Here is a 21,748-nt window from a genome sequence, read left to right on the forward strand (position 1 = left end):
ATTTGCATTGAGGCATTTCGTGATCCCGCTGGGATTCGAACCCAGGACCACTACATTAAAAGTGTAATGCTCTACCAGCTGAGCTACGGAATCATTTATTCCCCTTGTTTGGGGTTGCAAAAGTATAATTTTTTCTCAAATATTGTGCTTTCAGATTACTAAATAATGAAACCGGAATTAATTTCCTTTCTAATCTCTTGATATATAGGGAGAAAAATTTTGTCTTTTTTACTAAAAACATCCGCCAGACACTACTTGAATGCTGTTTTTTCAACGCAATGACTCAAAAAGATAACCCTGCTGACACTTTTCAAATCGAATTGATACCGCGCGTATTCGCATGGGACGAAAAAAAGCTCCTAAATACCAGGAGCTTTTAGTGCTTAGTTTAAAAAGTTCCTTAGCAAAGCAGATGATCATGAGACGTCTTAATTCCATAATCTGCGCCAAGTAACGCAATCAGCATTTTAACTACAATCTCAGTGCTGCTGATGGGTTCTTTGGCAAGGAAAAACCGGGCGACAGCCCTGCCATACGAACGGGTAAAAGCTACATTTAGCGCAGCATTAGCTGCTGCACTCGCTGCCAGTGACAAACCTCCGGTGAATACAGCGGCAATCCAGCCAAGACCTGCTGACGCGATTTTAGCACCTGCAATGAAGCTTCCTGCGCCGGTAAATACTGCAATCGCTATTTTTTGAAGCGCCTGTTCCGACAGATCTGAACCAGCCTTGTTGGCTAAAGAAATGGTCATTCCGACCCATACAGGACCAATGATGCCCAAATCAGTCCCCGCGCCGATCATGCCGGAAAATGCTCCGACGCCACCAAGCGAAGCCGCACAACCATTGATGACCGTGGTCATCTCATTTGGAATTTCTACGATGAACTTTGACATAGATTTTTAGTTTAGTAGGTGTGAATTTATTACTTGCAAAGGTGCAGGCTGTTTAATTTTCCCGAATTTCCCCTTCGAAGCACACTAGTCGATAGTGCTCATTATCAGTAGTATTACCTTAGTGTGATTCGATTTTGTTTTTAACAAAGAATATTTATATTAGTCAAAAAAACGTTTATGAACTCAGCGCTCTCATCACTCTCAGTAAGTCTTTTATGTAATTTTTATTCAGCACAGTGTGCTGGAATTTGTTGTTGATCAACACATGATTTAGGGTATCGTTTTCAAGGGAAAATAAGGGAAATTTTTTTTATCACTTATTTTCCGCAAAAACAAAATCATGAAAAAATTAAGCAACAATTTTCCAGTGTTTCTCTTGCTGGTCACCTCGCTGGGCTATTTTGTCGATGCCTTCGATCTGGTCGTGTTTAGCGCGGTTCGAAACACCAGTGTAGTGGCCTTGAAATTGGCAGAAACCCCTGCAGAAATTAAGAATGTAGGCCTTAGCCTTGAAAACTGGCAAGCCTTAGGCTTGCTGATTGGAGGTGTCTTTTGGGGAGTTTTTGGGGATCGTCTGGGCCGGTTAAAAGTACTTTTTGGTTCCATCGCTGTTTACTCCGCCGCAAATCTGTTAAACGGCCTGCTGACTCCCGGAGCTCATACCTTGACTTTCTACTCCATGTTGAGATTTTTTAGTGGATTAGGCCTCGCAGGGGAACTTGGCGCAGCAATAACATTGGTATCTGAGGCGATGAAAGCAGAAAAACGTGGGCTGGGGACTATGATCATCGCAGGTTTTGGACTGTTGGGTTGTGCACTCGCTGCTTTCTTAAGCGCCTACACTGAAATATCATGGCAAACTTTGTTCATCGCTGGCGGAATCTCAGGCTTTGTACTCTTGCTTTTGCGCATCCGCGTAATCGAATCAGACCTGTATTTGAACCAACCGGAAACAAATGTAGCAAGAGGGGAGTTCCTCTCACTGTTTACCAATTCCGGGCGTTTTAAGAAGTTTATAAGATGTATCGGCTTGGGTTTACCTGTTTATTTTGTTGTGGGGCTTCCCATAAAATTTGCTACCAATTTCGGGGCAGCTTTCAACATATCAGGGACCTCTGTTCCCATAGCGATCATGATGTGCTATTTGTTTCTGGCATTGGGCGACTTCGTCTGCAATTACTTAAGCCAGATAATGAAAAGCAGAAAAAAACCATTCTATATTTTCAATGCACTGAACCTGTTTGCGGTACTGCTTTTTGTGTATTATCCACCTCAGAATGCATGGCAATACCATTATATCTACTGTCCGATACTCGGTTTTAGTGTAGGTTACTGGGCACTGACTGTGACCATCGCAGCTGAATCTTTTGGTACTAATCTTCGCGCTACGGTCACCACTTCGGTGCCGAATTTTATCCGTTCTGCATTTATCCCTATTGCCCTTTGCTTTACATTTTTTGAGAGCAGGCTGGGGACAGTCCATTCAGCAATGACAGTTGGATTGGTTTGCACTTCTTTATCCATACTATCTGCCTTTTTAATGAAAGAAACATTCGGCGTAAACCTTAATTACCAGGAGAAATAACCATGGAAAACGGATTCAAACTTACAAGAACACCCAACTGCTTCGGTTATCCGCGATTCAGTCCTTTAACAGTATTTACTCCAGGTAAAGAGACGCTCAGAAAGAAAATCCGGGAAGATGCTGTAAAATATCTTTTCGCAGATAAATATCAGATGTTTGACGAGATTGCCCGGGTTGCTATAAATGAATTGAGCAATACCACTGGCAGGAGCATCTTTGATGTCGAACTGGCAGTTGAACACCAGATCCATTACAGTCAGAATCATAATGGCTTCATCCAAAACAGGCTTCGTGAAAGATGCTTTCGCATCAAGGACCAGTTGATGGCAGGAATCAAAGATTTAGGTCTCCATTTTAGTCCTGGCGACAAATTAATCGACGTCGGCGCTGGTTCCGGAGTGGTTGCTCAAATGCTCAAAGATGAACTGGAACTGCAATATGCTTTTTTAACCGATGTGGTTGATTACCGCTATCCCGACGTCAGACATACAAGAGGTATGGATTTCAGGCTTTTCAAACCGCCCTTCGAAAAAATTGATTGTGATGAATTGTACCAGATAGGTATCATCACCAATACCTTACACCATTGTGATGAGCCCCTGAAAGTGTTTTCGACACTTGCAGACCGTTTGGCGCCCGGTGCGGTTTTAATGGTAGTAGAGTCATGCGTTGGAGTTAGTGTTGCTGAAGTGAGAAATCACCTGCAGTCTATGGTGATCCCATACCAAACCTTATTCGACCAGCAAGGCAATATACAGGATGACCAACTGGAATACTTTGCGATGAATGACGATGACAAAATGCTGTATGGCATTTTCTTCGACTGGCTCTATAACCGCATTTTTTTAAATGAAAACATCAATGTTCCCTACAATTTTGGGACACCATCAGACTGGAACATGCATTTTGAAAAGAATGGCTTTCATGTATTACAAACCTATCTGATGGGATTTGATCAGCCTGCAGCAATTGAGTTTCATACCCTTCACATTATCAAAAAAAAGTAATATGTCAGTCCTCCAAGATAAATACACCGGCATTTTCGAAGCACTGCTAAATCCCGCCAGCCTGGAAGAAAAAGAACGGATCCCTGGTTCTGTATCTTATAAGCATATAGTTGACAATTCAAAGGATCCTTTGTTGAAATTGCATAATTTCATCCTTTCTGAAGAATTTATAGCCTATCAGGAAGAGAAGTTAAAACTTTTACTGGGCATCTTTATTTTTCGAAATCCATTTGACCTCAAAGGAGGGCCGTTTTACTTATTGGGTAACAGGGATGCATTTCAGCATACCCAGGAAAAACCCTCTTTTATCCTTCAGCCACATTACTATGAGCTTGAGGATAATCAGCAAAAATACAAGCCGGAACCGCTGGAATTTATTGACAAATTCCTGAAAGTAAACCTGGACGATCGGTCACGCTTTCCGGCTACCTCGCAGGACTTTTTTATTCACATCAATGATCCTGCTAGACTGAGCCGGTTTGAGCGGGAAAATGAACTGTATTATGTTCCGAGCGGGGAATTCGATTTTTGCCTCCTGCAGTGGCTGGTATTACTGATTCGTAGAAGCAATGAAGGAAGTCCCGTAAATCTTACTACCCGGTACGATATCAGAAGTTTGCTAATTGAAGAATGTCCCAAAGAATTGGAGGTCGACTTTTTTTTCAAAGAACAACCAGTAACCTTAGGCATCTGGATGGATAGATTCGGCATTACTGACAATGGTAATTTAACCGAACGAGGTGAGGCTATGTTTTACTGGCTGCAAAAACTCCTGACGAAGGATACGGAGGATGCCCTGTTTACCGTAAATGCTGATTTTAAAAAAGCTTACCTGTTGATCAAGCCAGACCATAAAGTGAACGATATAGAAGGGCTGTTCAGCCTGTTGAATAAATATGAAAGCACCGGTACTTCATTTGACGAACTGTTAGAAGATTTCGTTAGAGACTGCCGGTTTAGACTTCCCGTGCATTTCATTATGAGGTACAGCAAAAGAGATGGGAAAGTTGAAACTGCATGCAGGGGATTATTTGCATTTACTGCATTCAAACAACGTTTACTTGACGATAATAGCTATTCTAAGAAAGCACGGTTATATGAAAATGTAGGCTATTTTTTGGGCTTGTTTCGGGATGCTACTGCAGAAGGAAGGAATTACGCCACGATGGGTGAATGTCCTGAAGCACACAGCGAATTTAAAAGCTTACTTAGTAACTATAAGTTGATGGTCAAGATTTTAGGGGAGATAGAATTTAGGGAAATCTACAATCAAAACGTATTGCAAAAGCAATTTCATGACCTAAGTAATGAAGCCCGGCAATCCGCAATAGCATCCGTTTTAGCCAGATCGTTAAGTCATTACCATGGCAGTCACATTTTGCCGGATATCAGAAATTATTTTAAAAAATTAAAAACATTTGATGATTCCGGCCGCGGATATATCGTTACATTTCTGGATTTTCTGCAAAACCGGATGGAGCTCATCGCTGATATCACTTTATCAGAAAGTTCGAGGTCTGCATTTGCATTTGTCTTGGAAACGGACCTGTTGAAACCATTTCAAGAGTATCTTCACGGAGCGGGGCTTGGCTTGTTTGATGCTTTTCACACAAAAGAGCAAAGTGGTGTTGCCATTAAGATATTTTATCAATCTAACAAAAACCCTGTTTTGATTCCGGGAGGTCAGCTGGGGATTTCCGCGCTTTATCTTATTATGGAGAATATCCTCCGGAACTACTATAAGCATGCCAACAAAGTAGCTTCCCGAAGATATAAATTCAATCTGGAAATCACTGAACCAGAGCAAGAGGCACTCAGAAAATCCTATTGGTGTATTGATTTCTGTGACCTTCATGGTGGGATAAACGAATTAAGAAGAGCAGATATCGACGGTTCAGGGGAATTTAGTCTGATACAGCAGTTGCAATCTTACATTGACCAGCCGGTTATTGATCATACAGGACGACTTCGGACAACCGGGCTCGGTTTTATTGAAATGAAGGCGGCAGCCTGCTTTCTGATCAACTATCCCCTGATTAACCTGGATTCCGATCCCGGCTCCAAACAATTTCCCGCAAAATTACTGGAGGTTGGTTATTATAATTTCGACGCACAGAGTAAAAAAATGAAACGCTTCTCAAGCCCCGAAGAAGCTTCAGATGAGATGCAATACAATTTAGGTTTTCGCTTTTACCTTAAAAAAGTAAAGAATCTCTTAATTGATACAAACGTGTTTAACAAAAACCCAGAAATCCGAAATTCCAAAGGTGGTATATCGCCAAGGTTTTACGGCTATGACCAAAGAGATGACATCCCATTGGAACGTACCGACCATGAGATTTTGGTGACCAACAAAAAGCTGCCGGCAACCAATCAGCGGGTCGTAAGGACACTACTCGATCAAAACATGGAATACGGGGCTTTGATGGAACATTGTTGGAAATTGTATACAGATCAATTGTCTCCTAAACCCCTGAAAGTTTTTTTTCAACTGCCAGTCAAGACTACCTTATCGGGAAATCAGGTTAACGTAGTGGTAGATGACCATGGAAGAAGCTTCGCGAACTCGGGAATGGAAGACATAAAGTCAGCTGGCTATGATGCGTATTTTGTACAGTCGAGCGATATGCCAACATTTCCGCAAACGGTGCTTACCTGTAGTTCCTTTGGGGGCGAGAATAAATGTCTGCTCCCTTTCCGGCTTAAGGAGACCGCATTAATAAAGGTTTCCGTATTCGACGAACGGATTCAGAACAACTCTGGTAAAGTTTGGAAAAACCAACCAAACCTAACTTTACGTGACATTCATGAACTTGGCGGAATATACATTCCTGTCAAACCGCACTGGAGAAAAATGAAATATGAGATGGACGCGATAGATCTTGACCAGATAGATGCCAGATATAAAGACCGGTTTCGTGATTTATTCGAAAGCAGAATGATCAAAGACGACTATGTCATCATTCATTACTCATTATTTGAGAAAATTATCCCCGAAAAAATAAATATAAGAGACTATATGAAGATGCTTACCGAAACTTATCCTAACAAACTCGTTTTTTGTTCAGGAAGCGTACGTAAAGATTTAAACATCAAAAATCATTTATTCATTAACCTTTCCACGCTACAAAGGGTACTGATCAACAGACCTTCTAAATACGAATTGGTAAATACTTTAAAATTGTTATAATATGGATGAAACAGTTGTTATTTTACTAAATAGAGGTGCGCCGATATTTTATCCTAAAAATTTGGAAATTGTCAGGGATTCCAATTTTTTCCAAAATGGTTTCGTTTTCTGTTTGTTTAAGGCTAATGGAGAAGATCCCATACTGTATAACGAGGATTCTGATCATGAAGATTATCTTCCCGAGACGATTTCGGATGGCCTGCTGCTTGTTTACGATGGAATTGACGAAGGGGCAATCGATCGTACTGATATTTGCCGGACATTGAGACAGGCAATTTCCAAAACGGCGAAGATTTGTATATGTTGTCATGCCAACGAGGAAAGCATGCCTGAATGGGAAACGGTTTTCACAAAGCGATTTGGAAATCAAATCGCCGATTGGGTACCTTTCAATAATCACATTGCTGATCGAAGATCTGAAATTATACATCGTTTCCTAAGCAGGGAGCTAAGGCTGGATCAATTGATAGCAGAACTATTCAATAGCCGAACAAATATTGAGAGATCGAAATTTATCAATATTTTAAAACTAGTGGCTTTAGAAGCCAAACCACTATTGGATACTTCCGGGATACATAAACATATTCTGTCAGGCAACTATTTATCAGTTGCTCAAAAGAATGAGCTTAATGGAATTTTGACCAACATTCAACTTGAACCTGGTAGTGACCGCCAATGGCAGTATTTGTTTAATTATCTGGATAAACTCTCTGAATTAAAATGATTTAATTTATGAAAACACTTATCATCACCAATGAATATATTGCCGAGGCAATTAGTGTTCCTATTCAACTGGAATTAGAAAGAGGTAAAGTGAAGAAACCCGGTATTGAGCTGGTCAGATCCTTAGGGGAATTAAAATTATACAACATAACAGATAACCTTCCTGATTTGATCTTTATCTTATCAGAACTATACTGGACAGAAAACAAATTAGAATTTAATGGTTACGACATTGCAGAGAAGATCATGCTGGATGTTTCAGGTGACTACACACCTAACATTCAATTCGTGTCTGTCGACAATCAGGAAATATTGTATAAAAGGAAATATAAATCCGCATTTGCCAATAGCTTCATAGCCGCTTTTCGGCACCATGATCTGCGGGATTTTCAGCCAAATATTGATCGCTTTAACAAGCGAAAATGGTCTTACCTAAAAAAATACCTGTTGACAACATCAGGAATTCTGGATGTTTTACTTCATGACCTGGAAAATTTAATCAAAATAGAATATGAGACCCAGTTAAAAAAAATACGTGGAATAGTAGAACGTTTTCTGGGGATAACTGAGATTGCCGGTGCTGATATTTTAGCTTATTGTGGATCTTTTCAGGTTCAGGAGATGACTCCTGTTCTCTTGACAAAGTTCCTGAAAGATTTACAGCAACTCACCGTGGAACGGCTTACCGCAATCAATAACACCGTGGTGTATAAACAAAAAGAAACCAAGGCCAAAAAAAGATTACTCTTGCTGGAAGATGAACGCGAAACGTTAAGTAAACTTTCGGAATTGTTTACTCCCTATTATGAGGTGGTACCAATAACCGATGGTGCAGAAGCGCTTGAAGAACTTAAAATTGGAGGCCATTTATATGATGGCCTTATTTGTGATTTACTTTTGCTGCAGGAAGGAACCATGCTTTGGCAGCCGGTACAAGGTATCGAGGTATTGGACTATGCCCGTGAAAATCGCCCGCATATTATGGTTAAAGTCATTACCAACCTTACCCGAAAAGGGGTTAGGGAATTATTGCCCGATCTAAACTACGTAGATATCCTGCACAAATCTCTGATTGAAAACTTCGGAATGGAACAGTTGATGCCGGATTTACTATCGAGACTGGATCAGGGAATTCGTAAGCAAAGCATATTCAGAAGACATCCGGGCCCTGATAAAGCGGTTTGGAATGCGAAAGATGGCAGATTGATCATCTATTATTTCGAGCTGGAGAAAACACAACCGGAAGTTTTCAGAGAAATGTGGAATGACGTTTATCAAATTGTTGAATCTTGCAGGAATGATCCGGACTCCGGAACTATAAACGGAAGTTTTGGAAAAACGGAGAATATCAAAGGCCGTCACGAAATATCTTTTTTAAAGCTGTTATTGATCAACCGGCTGATGCTGATTTCTCAGTATGCCAATAATCAACGCGTTACCTATAAGGATGCGCATCATCCTAAGAAGTCCTATATAGATTTTCCTTTTTGGAAGACTAAGCCAATGTCTGATGCCACTTCATATTGTTCTGTTCTTGGTTTTAGCACAAAGTATACGGAACCTAAAAAGCCTAAATCAACAGACGAGAAAATATATTTTACCTTGGAATACAACGAACTGTTTGATATGGAGGTGGAGTGGATCAAACGACATCCAGATCTGCGCGAAGAAAGGTTTGAATCATTTTTTGAAGAGAACCAACACTTCTGCAACTTATTATATGGCATCCTCTGTAACGTTATCGAAGAAACCGAAAATAGAAAACGTTTTTTTAAAAATGATTATACGCAGGTCGTCAGTAATGCCTTTGAATTTGATGAAAAATCAGCTTTAAAAGTAATTTCCTTGCTGGCTTCGGAAGCAAGAATGAACAGCAACAGCGAGTTGCGTAAAGATATCTATCAGCATTTATCCGATTTTAAAATCGATGACGACGCTAATTTGAGGGCCGACTATAAATCACTGTCTCAGGAGTTAAAAAAACACATTGAAGAGATATTGCAGAAATTCGGTGGTTAAAAACGGAAAACAAGGGTAAATAATTTATATACTTTTTTTGCCTCTATATCAATCAGGATATAGAGGCATTTTTTTTATGCCTGTACATCAGATCTGAAATACGAGGTAAACTCCTTCCTCGCATTTTGGGAAGAGAGGAAAGGAGGAGGGTGTAACAGTTAATTTTTTTCAAAATGAAAAAAGGAAGTAAAAAAAGCAATGACCTGGTTAAGACCAGCCTGCAGGAAGTAAAAGTAAAAAAAATAGACTTCAGTTCTTCTGAACTGAACGAAGCTGTCTTTCGGCTGATCAATGGCAATTTGATGGCATTGGAAATCTCAAATTTTGCAAGCCCGGAGTCTTGCAGGGAGCTGGTAAATACGGTTCAACGTTACCCGCTGGATACGACTTATCTCCATAACCAGGCGGCTAAGGTGCTCGAGAGTCAACATAATCGCCAGGACAGGCCTGATGATTATTTTGCCGGTGCAGCTACTCATCCTTTGCTAAAGGAAGATGCACTTTTACAAGGGATAGATGCCATCATCAACCTGTTGAAATCGAGTGGGAAGCAGGTAAGCGTTGCTTACGAACCTAACAGGAAACAGTCTTATTGCCCGGCAATCATCCGTGAATTTTTGTCTTCATTAAAGTTACATAATGACTTGGCTTATCGCGAAGCGGCGAATTGGGTGCCGATCCGGGACGTAAAAAGGCAGTATGCTTTTGTGCTGAAATTAACCAGCTGTATTGGAGGAACTACGCGCTGGTTCCCACGCCAGTGGAAGACAGAAGACGAACAGTACTTCAATCAGGAAGACGGCTACTCTTATGATGAAGTAGTGGTAGAGGATTATCCGGAAGTAATCTTTAAAGGTGAAATCGGTACACTGATCCTGTTTGACTGTACCTGCTTCCATGCCGTGGAGCCTGTTGTGGAAGGCAGAAGGTACACTTTAGGGGGCTTTGTAGGCCACCTGGAAGAAAGCGATCAATTGATTATCTGGTCATAATTTAAAGATGTAAACCCATGAAAACACAAATCACACCGATAGTTAAACTTAAAAGTTCCCGCTTTGCCCATAAAAACATATGGGTGAAGCTGGAATACTTCCAGGATGGAGGGACTATCAAAATGAGAGTAGCCACAGAGGCCATCAAACAAGCCGAAAGAATTGGGGCATTGACACCTTTTAAAGGCAACACCATTATTGAAGCAAGCGGAGGAAGTATGGGCGTGTCGTTAGCTATTCTCGCCGCCAGAAGGGGCTATAAATTAAAGCTGGTGCTGCCAGACAACTACAATCCGGAACGGATCAGGCAGCTGCCCGTTTATGGTGCCGAAGTGCTGTTAAGCGATCATACCTTAGGCAATGACAGCCATTTTAAAATGGCTGCCACTATCCAGCGCATTCCGGGGCATTATTACGTTGACCAGCTGAACAATCCGGCAAATCCTTTGGCCCATTACCTGACTACAGGTAAGGAGATCATCAGGCAGCTGAAATCTCCGGATTATTTTGTTTCCGTGGTTGGTTCGGGCGGGACACTGAGCGGCACAGGTACCCGCATCAGGGAAGCATACCCTGAAGTTAAAATTGTGGCGGTCCAGCCGGAAGGCTGTGACATCCTGAAGGGCACAGCAATAGTTCACAAGATCCAGGGAACTGCAGTGGGACTGATCCCCGGCGTCTTCTCGCGCGAAATTGTCGATGAGGTGATCAGCATAAATTATGAGGAAGCGATGGAGCTGGGGCATTACCTGGTTAGAAAAGAGGGGCTTTTTCTGGGGATCTCGGCTTGTGCAAATGTTCTTGCCGCTGAAAAACTCTCTGAACAAGTTGGATATGATAAGAGAATGATCACCATGGCACCTGATGGCGGCCAGATCTATTTATCTAATTATTTAAATCAAAAAAATGCACATTATGGAAACTATTAAATTACACCACCTTCATCCTTTCCTGCTTTCGAACGAAGCTGAAGTGATTCACATTGATCAGATAAGGGGTCTCGTTCTGGACCAAAGCGTAGCATATGCCGAATCCGGCGGCCAGCTAGGCGATCAGGGTAAAATTAGCTTTAAAAACGGCAATACGAACAAAGAACTGCCTTTTCATGATACCCAAAAAGGAGAGGGGAGATTATTGCTTTTGAAAGATTTTCCGGCGATACCTGTTCAAACGCCAACTTACCATCAGCTTAGTCCGGAACACCTGTCTAAATTCTACGTTGGGCAGAAAGTAAAAGTGCAGGTAGACTTTCAGAGAAGGCTTTTGCTGACCATCTCCCATAGTGGAATCCATTTGGTTTTGATGGGTTTAGAAGCAAAATATCCAGGTCTCTATTCTGCTATCAGGGGATGCAGTATTAAACCTGAAGGGGCGAGGCTTGACTTTTCCACCGATCAGAAATTTACGGATGAAGATGTATGTTTTGTACAGGATTTTGTGCAGAACCAAATCCTGCTCAATAAACAAATGTTTGTTTATCAGCATGCTGCCGAACCCGAAGCCTGGTTTTGGCAAATGGATGATTACATCATCCCTTGTGGCGGATGCCATTTGACAGAAACGGGCTATATCGGTACTGTCAGTGTTAAAAAGAAGAGCCTCGGCAGGTCAATGCAGCGCATCTCATTTACATTTAAAGACTATCAAATTCCAGAATTTTATGAAATATAGCCACAGTTTAACAAAAATGGTTAACGGCCTGATCAGGACAATACCTGGCCAGAGGTCTAACCAGATATTTAGAAGAAAGGATGTAGCCTTCATTAAAGCTCAGATTGTTGAAGATCTGGATTTTTATGTAAAATGCGATCCTGCGGCACGCAATTCTCCCGAGCTGGTTCAGAATGCCTACCTCTCTTTTCAGGCGGTGGCCACCTACAGAATTGCACACCATCTGGTGAAGATTGCAGCAGCGCAAAATGACGACAGGCTTTTTCAGTATGCCAGGTATTTATCGGAGAAGGCAAAAGTGATGACCGGGGTGGAGATTCATCCATCCGCTGAGATTAAAACGCCTTTTATGATCGACCATGGCTGGGGAACAGTAATAGGCGAAACTGCCGAAATTGGTTCAAGGTGCTGTCTCCTTAACGGAGTTGTACTTGGTGCCCGGGGGATCGCAGGAAATGGTAATGGTAAAAGGCATCCCACTTTAGGAAATGACGTCCAGGTAGGCGCCTTTACCGAAATACTTGGCAACATACATATCGGAAACCGGGTAGTGATCGGTCCCCGGTTAAAAATAACTGCAGCTGTTCCGGAAGATGCAGTACTGATCAGAAAGACAGAGTATTGGATCTTGCGAACCCTGGACTCGAATCCGTATTCTTTGTAAGCAGGTGATGAACATTGGAAGAACCATTTTAACAGCAAAAAGATGAATACCTATAAATTAGATACGAAAATGATCCATGCAGGGATCGTACCGGACGCGCTGACCGGTGCAATTATGACGCCCATCTATCAGACCTCAACTTTTGTCCAGGTATGCCCGGGACAGCCACAGGACTATAATTACTCCCGTTCTGCCAATCCAACCCGAAAGGCATTGGAAGATGCACTGGCTAGTTTGGAAAATGGTACCCAGGCGCTTGCATTCAGTAGTGGTGTAGCAGCTATTGATGCGGTGATCAGATTGCTGGAATCCGGCGATGAAGTGATCGCGTCCGATAAGATCTACGGGGGGAGTTACCGGTTATTCACCACCATTTATCAGAAATTTGGCATTAGATTTCATTTCGTTAATCTGAATGATCCTGATGAGGTTAACGCACATATTAACCCTGCCACAAAACTGATTTGGGCAGAAAGTCCGTCCAATCCGCTATTAACAATTACCGATCTTGTTGCTTTAACAACACTGGCTAAAAAGAACAATCTGCTGTTGTGCGTAGACAATACATTTGCAAGTCCCTATTTGCAAAACCCAATCGATTTCGGTGCCGACATCATCGTTCATTCTGCAACTAAATACCTTGGTGGTCATAGCGATGTGCTGCTCGGTGCATTGGTATTGAAGGAAGAAGAATTGTACAAAAAGCTGCATGCGATTCAAAATAGCTGTGGCGCAGTGCCTGGGCCACAGGATTGCTTCTTAGTCTTAAGAGGTATTAAAACATTGCATCTCCGGATGCAGCGGCATTGTGAAAATGCGGAAAAGATCGCCCGATTTCTGCATCAACACCCCCTGGTTGAGAAAGTGTTTTGGTGCGGCTTTGAGGACCATCCTGGCTTTGAGCTTGCAAAGCGACAAATGAGGGGCTTTGGCGGGGTGGTAAGCTTTACATTGGCTGAAGCAGATGTCCAGAAAGTTTTTAGGTTTTTGTCTTTAGTAAAGCTGTTTTCCGTTGCTGAAGGGCTGGGAGGTGTCGAATCGCTGATCAACCATCCTGCAACCATGTCCCATAGCTCTTTACCTGCAGAACAAAAACTGAAAATCGGCATAGCCGATAATCTAATCAGGCTAAGTATAGGGGTAGAGCATGCAGATGACCTGATCCAGGATCTAGGCCTTGCCTTTGAGCAACTTTAACGTTATTCCTGTCTTATAACAATAATCTTATAAGAACATGAAAAACGGAATGCACATCAGCTTGCGGATTATTTACTTTCGTAAACCTTATCAATCATAAAAGACAGTGCTTCCTCAATTTCCTTTCGTCCTTCTTCAGTTTTGACATTCAGGCCGCAGAATGTATTGTCATTTGTACTTGCATAAATGTCCAGGTAGTAAATGCCCGAAATGAGTAAAGCCATAATTGCGCGGTACCGCCATGAGTGTTCTCCAAAATGTGGATCTGAAATGTTTTTGAACAATGCATCTCCACTTTCTTCCCTGTCGTCTGCAAGCTTTTTAAGTGAACTTCTATTCTCAAGCAGGCCCCAAAGAATGATTTTCTGCAATTCCTTATTTTTAAAAACGTAATCGAACTGCCATAACAGCATCGCTTTTGAAAGCCCCTGTCCACCGTCATTAATATCTAAATCAGGCTCATTCTTCACATTGCTCCAAAAATCCTGAGATTTGATGTACTCATCAATCAGCTGGTCCGTACCGCCAAAGTAATTATAAATCAGCTTCTTGTCCAATCCGGCAACTGCGGCTATATCATTGACTTTTAGGGCAGAGAAACCTTTAGTTCTGAGTATTTTCCCTACAGCATTCAAAAACTTTTCCTTGCTTTTTTCCTTATTTCTGACAACCCCTTCTACAATTTTTCGTTCCATTAGTGCTTACATGCTGTGTGATAAAACATTTTTTAAATTTAATGTTTTTTTTTATCACCATTTGGTGATATATACTATATTTGTATTTAACCCATCAGGCTTTATCAGTAGACATTCAAACTAATTGCTAAATGACTACAAAAATTGGCTTACTAAAACTCATACTCCTAATAAGTATCACCGCCTATGGACAGTCCAAAAGTACAGGAGCAATGAAGCATACTTATTTTTCTAATGAATATTGGTCCTGGTCTAAAGGCCCTTATTTTAAAAATTATTACTTCGGTAATGATGGGCGGTTTATTTACAGCAATGGATATTCGGGTGGGATATATGCTGTAAATTCCAGCGAGGGAAAATATACATACGACTCCCTAAGCAAAGAAATCAGGTTACAGACCGATAAGGAAGTTAGCGGTAAAATAACCGCTTTAACAGAACCAACATCGAATAAAATAGAACTGAAAAACCTAAATGATACAACATTGACGGTTTCCTTTGGAAATGACAGTTCCAAGCTGATTACGATGAGCAGAAGAGTGGGAGTAACTACAGACCAGTATTGGTATAAAGGCAAAAATTCATCGCATGATGCCATTCGTTTTACATTGTTTGGGCAAGCCGAAATTGTTCAGGAATCTGACATCAGAAGGGCATATGTATGTAATTATCATATTAGTGGTGATATTTTGTTTCTGGAAATAATCAGCACGACAACCGGTGAAGGACATCATGGAAAACAGACCAAACTTTTTACACCAACAATTAAGACTTTTTTAAAAGTCCGCTTTGATAAAGAACAGGTTACAGTAGAGAAAGTGGAATTAGCTAAAATTATGGATGGAAAGCGCAATTGGAATTTTCAGGATATGGAATTTCATATTGAAAATATGGCTTTAACGAAAGCTGTAACTGAATGGGATAAGTATAACAGGGTCCGTTAACAATTAAGATATGATGAGAAACTATTTATTATTACTTGCAATTTTGCCTTTTATAACGTCCTGCAACGGGCAGGAAAAAACAGAGCTTGCTAAACTGAATTTAAATGAGCCTGTTGAGCAGCTCATGAGTGAAACCTCCAGGAAAAGTATTGGAATAGATAATGTAGAATATCCATTTGCGATTTTGGTAGAAGATACCGACCCTAAAAAATTTACATTCTTAAATATTCCTGTCAAACGGGTTTATTTTCTTTTAGCGGCCAAAATTAACAACGACAGCCTTTCTAAATTAGGAGGCGGACATTTTGAGGGAACGATTTTCAAAACGAAAGAACAACTTCTGAACAATCTGAGCGAACTGAAAAAACAAAACATTAGCAATGAAATCTTTGGTTTCAGGGCAGAGATTGAAGACCCAAAAAGCAAAAGCGAAATAAAGAAACTGCTGATCAAAACCTACGGCAATGGAACAAAAAACCCGAATACAGATAACGGCTTATACTGGAATGTAAAAAAAGAAAACAAGTATATTTTCTTTGCGCCAGATTACGATAGGCTGATCATTCTGAATAGCAAAAACCTATCTAAAACCTGTTATTGGGACAACCAAAACGGAATAATTGATTTTGGAACAGGTCAATGTGAACTGGAAGCATATTTAAAAGAAATGAGCCCGGCTGGCAAAAAATAAAGGGATTGATACAAACAGCAATATTCACTGGGTCCATCCATAGCAATTTCAGCCAGGGGAAATTCTTAAGATCTCCTGGTATACCACACCTGATAAAACAATCAAAATTGTACTGCTAAACGACTAGTTCAACATGTTCCATTCCGATTTCAGTATCGCAAACTGATATTCATTGACCCAGCTGTCATTTACAAAGCGGTTTTCAACAAAATAACCTTCCTTTTTAAAGCCCAGATCTTTTAACAACCCGATCATTTCCTTATCATGCGTACTTAGCTTCACAACAACCCGGTTAACCTGTGCTTTTTGAAATAAAAGTGTCAGTGTCGAAGACAGCGTTTCTTTAACATTTGCTTCTTCCCCAGGAGAGGAGTTGATGCTGAGTTCCGCAATACGCGCGTCATGTTCACTGAGCTTTAACCCGCAATCTCCGCTTACTTTTTGATTCAGCTCATCCTGCAGCAAATGAACAAATTCAGGGATATCTTTAACCTCAGACGTACTTTCGGCTGCAATTGTTGCTTTAGAGTCTAAATTCAAAGAGCCCACATAAACACTATTGGAGATCTCTCTGCCATCCTGTTTAGCAAAAGAGATATAGGCTTCCATACGTTCATTTATATGTTGTGAACTGATCGCAATTACATCTTTTCCTTCTACTCTTTTTGCCCCGATTAACTGGCAACTGGTCTCCTTTAAATCAGGGAAATAAATCACCAGCATGGCACGGTCTGTATCATACTGGCTCATCGGGATGTCTGATTTATCCCAGCTAAAGGTGATATTCTCCTCCACCTGGCTGACGGTTGGATTAGCGGCCACAGGAAGTGTTCCCATGCTCATTAATACTTTGGTATAGTCCAGGCTGATGTTTGGATATTCGCCCTGAACTGCGTTCTTTTTATTGTAAGAAACCGCTTCATTGTACTCGTTTCTGTCTGTTCCCGCAACGGCAAGGCGAAATCCTATACGGATCGCATGAAGGGATGGCTTGAGGATCTCATTGACCACCTTCATCTTTTCACAGTTTGCCTTTCTTGCCGGGGTAAGCGGTTTATTGCTTTTGCCAATCATTCTGATGACATGTTTACCTTTTAAGGTATAACCAACCAGGTTGCCGACTCTGCCATGGAATCCGCCAAATAACCCATTTCTTAATGTTCCCATCTTTTTTTCATGTTTTTAATTAATTATTTAATTGATTGAAAACAATTTACGAAATGTTTTTCATATCGTGTTAATATGTGTTATCCTGGGACAAACTGTAGCTTGACCTTGGAAACATCGTTCAAAGGTGTTAGAAACCAATAATAGACCTATCAACCACCTGTTGATGGTTATATGACGGTCAATAGGAGGATAACGCATATACAAAGCATTTCAACCGGATTTCAGCAGGATTTTTTTTCTTAGCTAAAATTCAATCAAACAGTGTTAATTATTAATTAATAAGTTTGTTATTTTATTTTAAATTAAATATATTAGACATAACAATAAGTATTTAAACGAGTCTTGCAGTTGTAAAAATCTGACACCGCAAAGTAAGACAGTAGAATGCTATATCTATTATATATAGATGTGCTATATTTGCGCGTCCCAAAAGGTAGATGTGAGGGCTGCTGTAATTCCATTTTGCGTAAGGTGTCAGATACTTTATAATACAACTGTGGTTGGTAGTCCTCACATTTATTTGTGATCACTTCTATAAGGCTCATTAAACTTTATGAGCCATGAAATCAAGAAACAATCTACTGGAAGCTACCTTATTTATCGATCCTTCGATGCTAAGAAACAAAGTGCCTGGAATTAAATTTCCAGCGCCAGTTTGATGGGCCACAAATACGTACGCTATATCCCTAAAAACATCGTATTTACCATTTAAACGCCATGTTATGGTCAAAATAGAAAGCCAAAAAATAATAATTGAAATAGATCACCTCAAAAACTATGAACATGATTTTATTGAGGATCTGCAGTTCGACCTGATTCACCTCATGAACTGTGTCCATATCTTAAAAAATGAACTTGATCCGGATCTGTTTTTCGACAGTTCTTTCCTGAGCATTGCACAGTTACAAAGAGCATTGGTTCCTTCCGCGGCTCAAATCAAAAAAATATATCCGATTACTCCTAATGAACCCGATCCAAATGAAAAACAACTTATATAATGTATCGCAGATTGAACTAACATATAAACCTAAAGTGAAAGCATCCGAACGGCCGGTCATAAAATGTATGGAGGATGTATATGGAATTTTTATGCAATGCTGGGACAAGGGCAAGATTGAACTGATTGAAGAATTTAAAATGATCGTGTTAGATAAGGGGAGTGCGGTATTAGGCGTGATAAACATCTCCAGTGGGGGCATGGATTCAGTGATCGTTGATCATAGAATAGTAGTTACAGCAGCCATATTAGCAAAAGCAAGTGGGGTTATTCTGGCGCACAATCACCCCAGTTCAAGATTATTTCCCAGCGAGCGGGATATTGCATTAACAAAGACCATAAAAAAAGCAGCAGCTTCGCTGAATGTCGCAGTAGTGGATCATTTGATTGTGACGGAAAGCGGTTATTACAGCTTCGCCAATAAAGGTCTTTTATAAGGGATATTCAATTGGAAGCCCCAATCTTGGGGCTTTTTTATTAAAAAGGGTTAAACACGGGTAAAAAATGTAATCTCAAAATAGCGGCATTATTCGTTATATCACAAATATGTGATATAAATTTGCGTTTATTTGTTTTTTGATTTATGTTTGGTAGCTATCTAAATATCAGTGCCATCGGCAGAACCTAATGTTGGTACTGCTATTGAAAAAGTATACAATTCTCTAGTCTGATACATTTGCTCAAATCATAAAAATGATATTAATCCTCTCCAAAAACCAGGAAACTACAACCAATGAGGTGATCAAATGGCTTTTGGCAATGGAAAAGAAATTTATCCGCGTGCATGAAGACGAATTTTTTGAGATTAAAACCAAAGAAAAACGTGTTTATATAGAAAGCAAGAGAAACTGCTTTTTTATTGATGAAATAACCAGCGTCTGGTATAGGAGAGGAGGATTAAAATTTAAACGTTTTAAATATGATCATCCTTCTGTTGACATTCACATGAATGAGCATCAGCATTGGCTGGAAGATTATATTATAAAAACAATAGAATCTAAAAAGCACATCAATAAACAAAGCACAAGTCATGTTAATAAATTATGGATATTAGAACAGGCTAAAAAAGCAGACTTAGACGTCCCTGAATACTTTCTTGCAGAACATACAAATGATGTCATTTTAAACAAAACCATTACAAAACCCATAACGGGAAATATTACAATAAATGGCTTTCGCGATTACGCAGATAGCATTATGTATACCTCTGTGATAGAAGAGAAAGAGCCCAATGATTTTTTCATCTCTTTTTTTCAGGAAAAAATAGAAAAGGACTTTGAGATCCGGAGCTTTTATCTTGACGGAAAAATATATTCAACAGCCATCATTTCTCAAAATGACGAGCAAACCAAAATAGATTTCAGAAAATATAATCTTGAAAAGCCTAACAGAAACGTGCGGTACAATCTTCCCAAGGATGTTGAAGAAAAAACACGTCAGCTGATGCGGTCATTAGACATCAATTGTGGTTCTATCGATTTTATCAAAAGTGGAGATAAATATTACTTTTTAGAAGTCAACACTGTAGGGCAATTTTTAGGAGTCTCCACTGTCTGTAATTATGCTTTAGAAAAAGAAATAGCCGATTATTTATGAGATATCAAATAGAAGAAAAATACAAATTACCGCTTACATTCAAATTTGTAGATGAATACAGAGCTAAAAAATCCAATGAAAATACTGAGGAGACTGCTTATGTAAAATGTGAAAAGTATCAAACGGATTTTCTCATGCAGGTAAAACCACATAAAGCCCTTGTCAGGATGTTATGAGGTATTTTAATTTATTTAGCGATATCCTGATCACAAAAGGTGCCAGCAGGATTTTGATCTCTGATTTACAAAGAAATGTATCAGAACTACACTCATTGGAGTTACATGAACTCATCGAAGAATTAAAAACCAGTGCTATTGAAGAGGTATTGGGCTTCTATGACAATGAATCCAAAGAAATCGCTCAGGAATATCTGGACTTCTTACTGGAAAAGGAGTATGGGTTTATTACTTCGGGCAACTGGGACCATAACTTTCCACCACTTTCCTATGATTTTCATGATTACAATATCATATCTGATATTTTTATAGAACTGGAAGACATATCCGTCCTGAATAAAATAAAGAATGCGATAATCAACCTTAAGATAAAGCACATTGTAATCTATTGCAGCAAAGACCTGTCCTTTGATGATTTTTACGAGATCGACAATCATTTTAAAGATTCTGCGATAGAAAGTATTGAAATCTTTTCTTCATTTAACACCAATGTTAATGAAGCCTTTTTTCAAAACCTGAATCTAAAAACAGCAAGAATCCATAGTTTGGTTTTTTACAATTGCCAAAAAGCTCCTTTTGAAGTAAAAGATATTTTTAGATTTACCCTCAACTTCAGTGATCAGGATTTAAAAATATCTTGCTGCGGAAAAGTGGATTTGAAGTATTTTAGCACCAATCTTACGAAAGTACTGGAGGCTGTTAATCACAACTCCTGTCTTCACAAAAAAATCGGTATAGACCGCAATGGTAACATCAAAAACTGTCCTGCGATGCCGCAGAGTTTTGGGAATATCAAGGAAACGACTCTGGAAGAAGCATTACACCATCCCGATTTTAAAAAATACTGGAACCTGACCAAAGATCAAATTGAAGGATGTAAGGATTGTGAGTTCCGTCATGTCTGCACAGACTGCAGGGCATATACAGAACAAACCCACATCAATAAATCGGGGCTTGATACCTCTAAACCATTAAAATGTGGCTACAGCCCTTATACCAATGAATGGGAGGAATGGAGTACAAATCCGCTGAAACAAAAAGCAATAAAGGAATATGGGATGTCATTTATTACTGAGCTGTTCCGCCAAACCAATTAGCAATCCATCCTTTGCTCTAATGTAGCAGAGTTTATAGGAATTCTCATACTGAACAACTTCACCAACCAGTTGAGCGCCTTGTTTGATGAGCCTGGATATCAGCTCATCAATGTCCTCAACGGTAAACATTGCGCGCAGGTAACCAAGCGCATTTACCGGAGCATTCCTGTGATCTGAAATAACAGATGGACTTAGAAATTGTGAAATCTCGAGGCGGCTGTGGCCATCTGGTGTAACCATCATCGCAATCTCTACAGATTGATCGCCCAGTCCGGTAATGCGACCGGCCCATTCTCCTTCAACCCTGGCCCGTCCTTCGAGCGTCAGGCCTATCTCAGTGAAAAAAGAAATGGCCTCATCGAGAGATTCTACAACGATGCCCATATTGTCCATCCGTAATAATTTGCTTTTTGCCATAGTTTTATTTATTAATTTT

Annotated in this window: 20 protein-coding genes and 1 tRNA gene; 16 read left to right on the forward strand and 5 right to left on the reverse strand. The window is 40.1% G+C overall.

The window, feature by feature from the left end; genetic code table 11:
* Positions 1–20: 20 nt before the first annotated feature.
* Together DBR43_RS27325 and DBR43_RS27330 are read right to left on the reverse strand one after the other, a co-directional pair.
* Positions 21–93: transfer RNA gene (locus DBR43_RS27325), tRNA-Lys, on the reverse strand.
* A gap of 307 nt (positions 94–400) precedes the next feature.
* The gene (locus tag DBR43_RS27330; protein ID WP_124586512.1) at positions 401–898 is read right to left on the reverse strand and encodes a hypothetical protein; all 498 of its coding nucleotides are present in this window, start codon (positions 896–898) and stop codon (positions 401–403) included.
* Positions 899–1,238: 340 nt separating this feature from the next.
* Here DBR43_RS27330 and DBR43_RS27335 point away from each other — a divergent pair, with 340 nt between their 5' ends.
* From DBR43_RS27335 to DBR43_RS27380, 10 genes are all read left to right on the forward strand, one after another.
* Positions 1,239–2,483 (forward strand): MFS transporter, encoded by a 1,245-nt coding sequence (locus tag DBR43_RS27335; RefSeq protein WP_124586513.1) that lies wholly within the window; start codon positions 1,239–1,241, stop codon positions 2,481–2,483.
* 2 nt (positions 2,484–2,485) lie between these two features.
* Entirely contained in the window at positions 2,486–3,490 is a 1,005-nt protein-coding gene (locus DBR43_RS27340) for a class I SAM-dependent methyltransferase (protein ID WP_124586514.1), read from the forward strand.
* 1 nt (position 3,491) lies between these two features.
* Positions 3,492–6,680, forward strand: a complete 3,189-nt coding sequence (locus DBR43_RS27345) for a hypothetical protein (RefSeq protein ID WP_124586515.1) — start codon at positions 3,492–3,494, stop codon at positions 6,678–6,680.
* A gap of 1 nt (position 6,681) precedes the next feature.
* Positions 6,682–7,404: a hypothetical protein gene (locus DBR43_RS27350; protein ID WP_124586516.1), complete on the forward strand. Its 723-nt coding sequence runs from the start codon at positions 6,682–6,684 to the stop codon at positions 7,402–7,404.
* Positions 7,405–7,412: 8 nt separating this feature from the next.
* Positions 7,413–9,422, forward strand: coding sequence for a response regulator (locus DBR43_RS27355; protein WP_124586517.1), 2,010 nt, complete (start codon positions 7,413–7,415; stop codon positions 9,420–9,422).
* Positions 9,423–9,595: 173 nt separating this feature from the next.
* Positions 9,596–10,414, forward strand: a complete 819-nt coding sequence (locus DBR43_RS27360) for a 2OG-Fe(II) oxygenase (protein ID WP_124586518.1) — start codon at positions 9,596–9,598, stop codon at positions 10,412–10,414.
* Between the two features lie 17 nt (positions 10,415–10,431).
* Entirely contained in the window at positions 10,432–11,343 is a 912-nt protein-coding gene (locus DBR43_RS27365) for a cysteine synthase family protein (RefSeq protein WP_124586519.1), read from the forward strand.
* Complete coding sequence (locus DBR43_RS27370) at positions 11,330–12,085, forward strand: hypothetical protein (RefSeq protein WP_158622611.1); 756 nt, start codon at positions 11,330–11,332, stop codon at positions 12,083–12,085. The genes DBR43_RS27365 and DBR43_RS27370 overlap by 14 nt, the downstream gene beginning before the upstream one ends.
* Positions 12,075–12,749: a serine O-acetyltransferase gene (locus DBR43_RS27375; protein ID WP_124586521.1), complete on the forward strand. Its 675-nt coding sequence runs from the start codon at positions 12,075–12,077 to the stop codon at positions 12,747–12,749. Before DBR43_RS27370 ends, DBR43_RS27375 begins: the two co-directional genes overlap by 11 nt.
* A gap of 42 nt (positions 12,750–12,791) precedes the next feature.
* On the forward strand, positions 12,792–13,946 hold the full coding sequence (locus tag DBR43_RS27380; protein WP_124586522.1) for a trans-sulfuration enzyme family protein: 1,155 nt from the start codon (positions 12,792–12,794) through the stop codon (positions 13,944–13,946).
* A gap of 68 nt (positions 13,947–14,014) precedes the next feature.
* Here the strand turns inward: DBR43_RS27380 and DBR43_RS27385 are convergent, their stop codons facing one another.
* Entirely contained in the window at positions 14,015–14,641 is a 627-nt protein-coding gene (locus DBR43_RS27385; RefSeq protein WP_124586523.1) for a TetR/AcrR family transcriptional regulator, read from the reverse strand.
* Between the two features lie 131 nt (positions 14,642–14,772).
* On the opposite strand from DBR43_RS27385, the gene DBR43_RS27390 reads away from it, so the two are divergent.
* Both DBR43_RS27390 and DBR43_RS27395 read left to right on the forward strand, forming a co-directional pair.
* The gene (locus tag DBR43_RS27390) at positions 14,773–15,585 is read left to right on the forward strand and encodes a hypothetical protein (protein WP_124586524.1); all 813 of its coding nucleotides are present in this window, start codon (positions 14,773–14,775) and stop codon (positions 15,583–15,585) included.
* Positions 15,586–15,595: 10 nt separating this feature from the next.
* Positions 15,596–16,276, forward strand: a complete 681-nt coding sequence (locus DBR43_RS27395) for a hypothetical protein (RefSeq protein WP_124586525.1) — start codon at positions 15,596–15,598, stop codon at positions 16,274–16,276.
* A 123-nt stretch (positions 16,277–16,399) separates the two neighbouring features.
* Here DBR43_RS27395 and DBR43_RS27400 read toward each other — a convergent pair whose 3' ends face one another.
* Positions 16,400–17,443: a GNAT family N-acetyltransferase gene (locus tag DBR43_RS27400; RefSeq protein WP_124586526.1), complete on the reverse strand. Its 1,044-nt coding sequence runs from the start codon at positions 17,441–17,443 to the stop codon at positions 16,400–16,402.
* A 725-nt stretch (positions 17,444–18,168) separates the two neighbouring features.
* Between DBR43_RS27400 and DBR43_RS27405 the strand changes: the two genes are divergently transcribed.
* From DBR43_RS27405 to gwsS, 4 genes are all read left to right on the forward strand, one after another.
* A complete protein-coding gene (locus tag DBR43_RS27405; RefSeq protein ID WP_124586527.1) occupies positions 18,169–18,444 on the forward strand; it encodes a hypothetical protein in 276 nt (91 codons plus the stop codon).
* Entirely contained in the window at positions 18,425–18,880 is a 456-nt protein-coding gene (locus DBR43_RS27410; RefSeq protein WP_233603240.1) for a JAB domain-containing protein, read from the forward strand. Before DBR43_RS27405 ends, DBR43_RS27410 begins: the two co-directional genes overlap by 20 nt.
* A 256-nt stretch (positions 18,881–19,136) precedes the next feature.
* On the forward strand, positions 19,137–20,039 hold the full coding sequence (gwsG, locus tag DBR43_RS27415; RefSeq protein ID WP_124586529.1) for a grasp-with-spasm system ATP-grasp peptide maturase: 903 nt from the start codon (positions 19,137–19,139) through the stop codon (positions 20,037–20,039).
* Positions 20,040–20,211: 172 nt separating this feature from the next.
* On the forward strand, positions 20,212–21,312 hold the full coding sequence (gene gwsS, locus DBR43_RS27420; protein ID WP_124586530.1) for a grasp-with-spasm system SPASM domain peptide maturase: 1,101 nt from the start codon (positions 20,212–20,214) through the stop codon (positions 21,310–21,312).
* On the opposite strand, the gene DBR43_RS27425 is transcribed toward gwsS, so the two are convergent.
* Positions 21,277–21,729, reverse strand: a complete 453-nt coding sequence (locus tag DBR43_RS27425; protein WP_124586531.1) for a VOC family protein — start codon at positions 21,727–21,729, stop codon at positions 21,277–21,279. The two genes, gwsS and DBR43_RS27425, sit on opposite strands and share 36 nt — an antisense overlap.
* Positions 21,730–21,748 lie beyond the last annotated feature (19 nt).

The sequence above is a fragment of the Pedobacter sp. KBW06 genome (assembly GCF_003852525.1).
Lineage (GTDB): Bacteria > Bacteroidota > Bacteroidia > Sphingobacteriales > Sphingobacteriaceae > Pedobacter.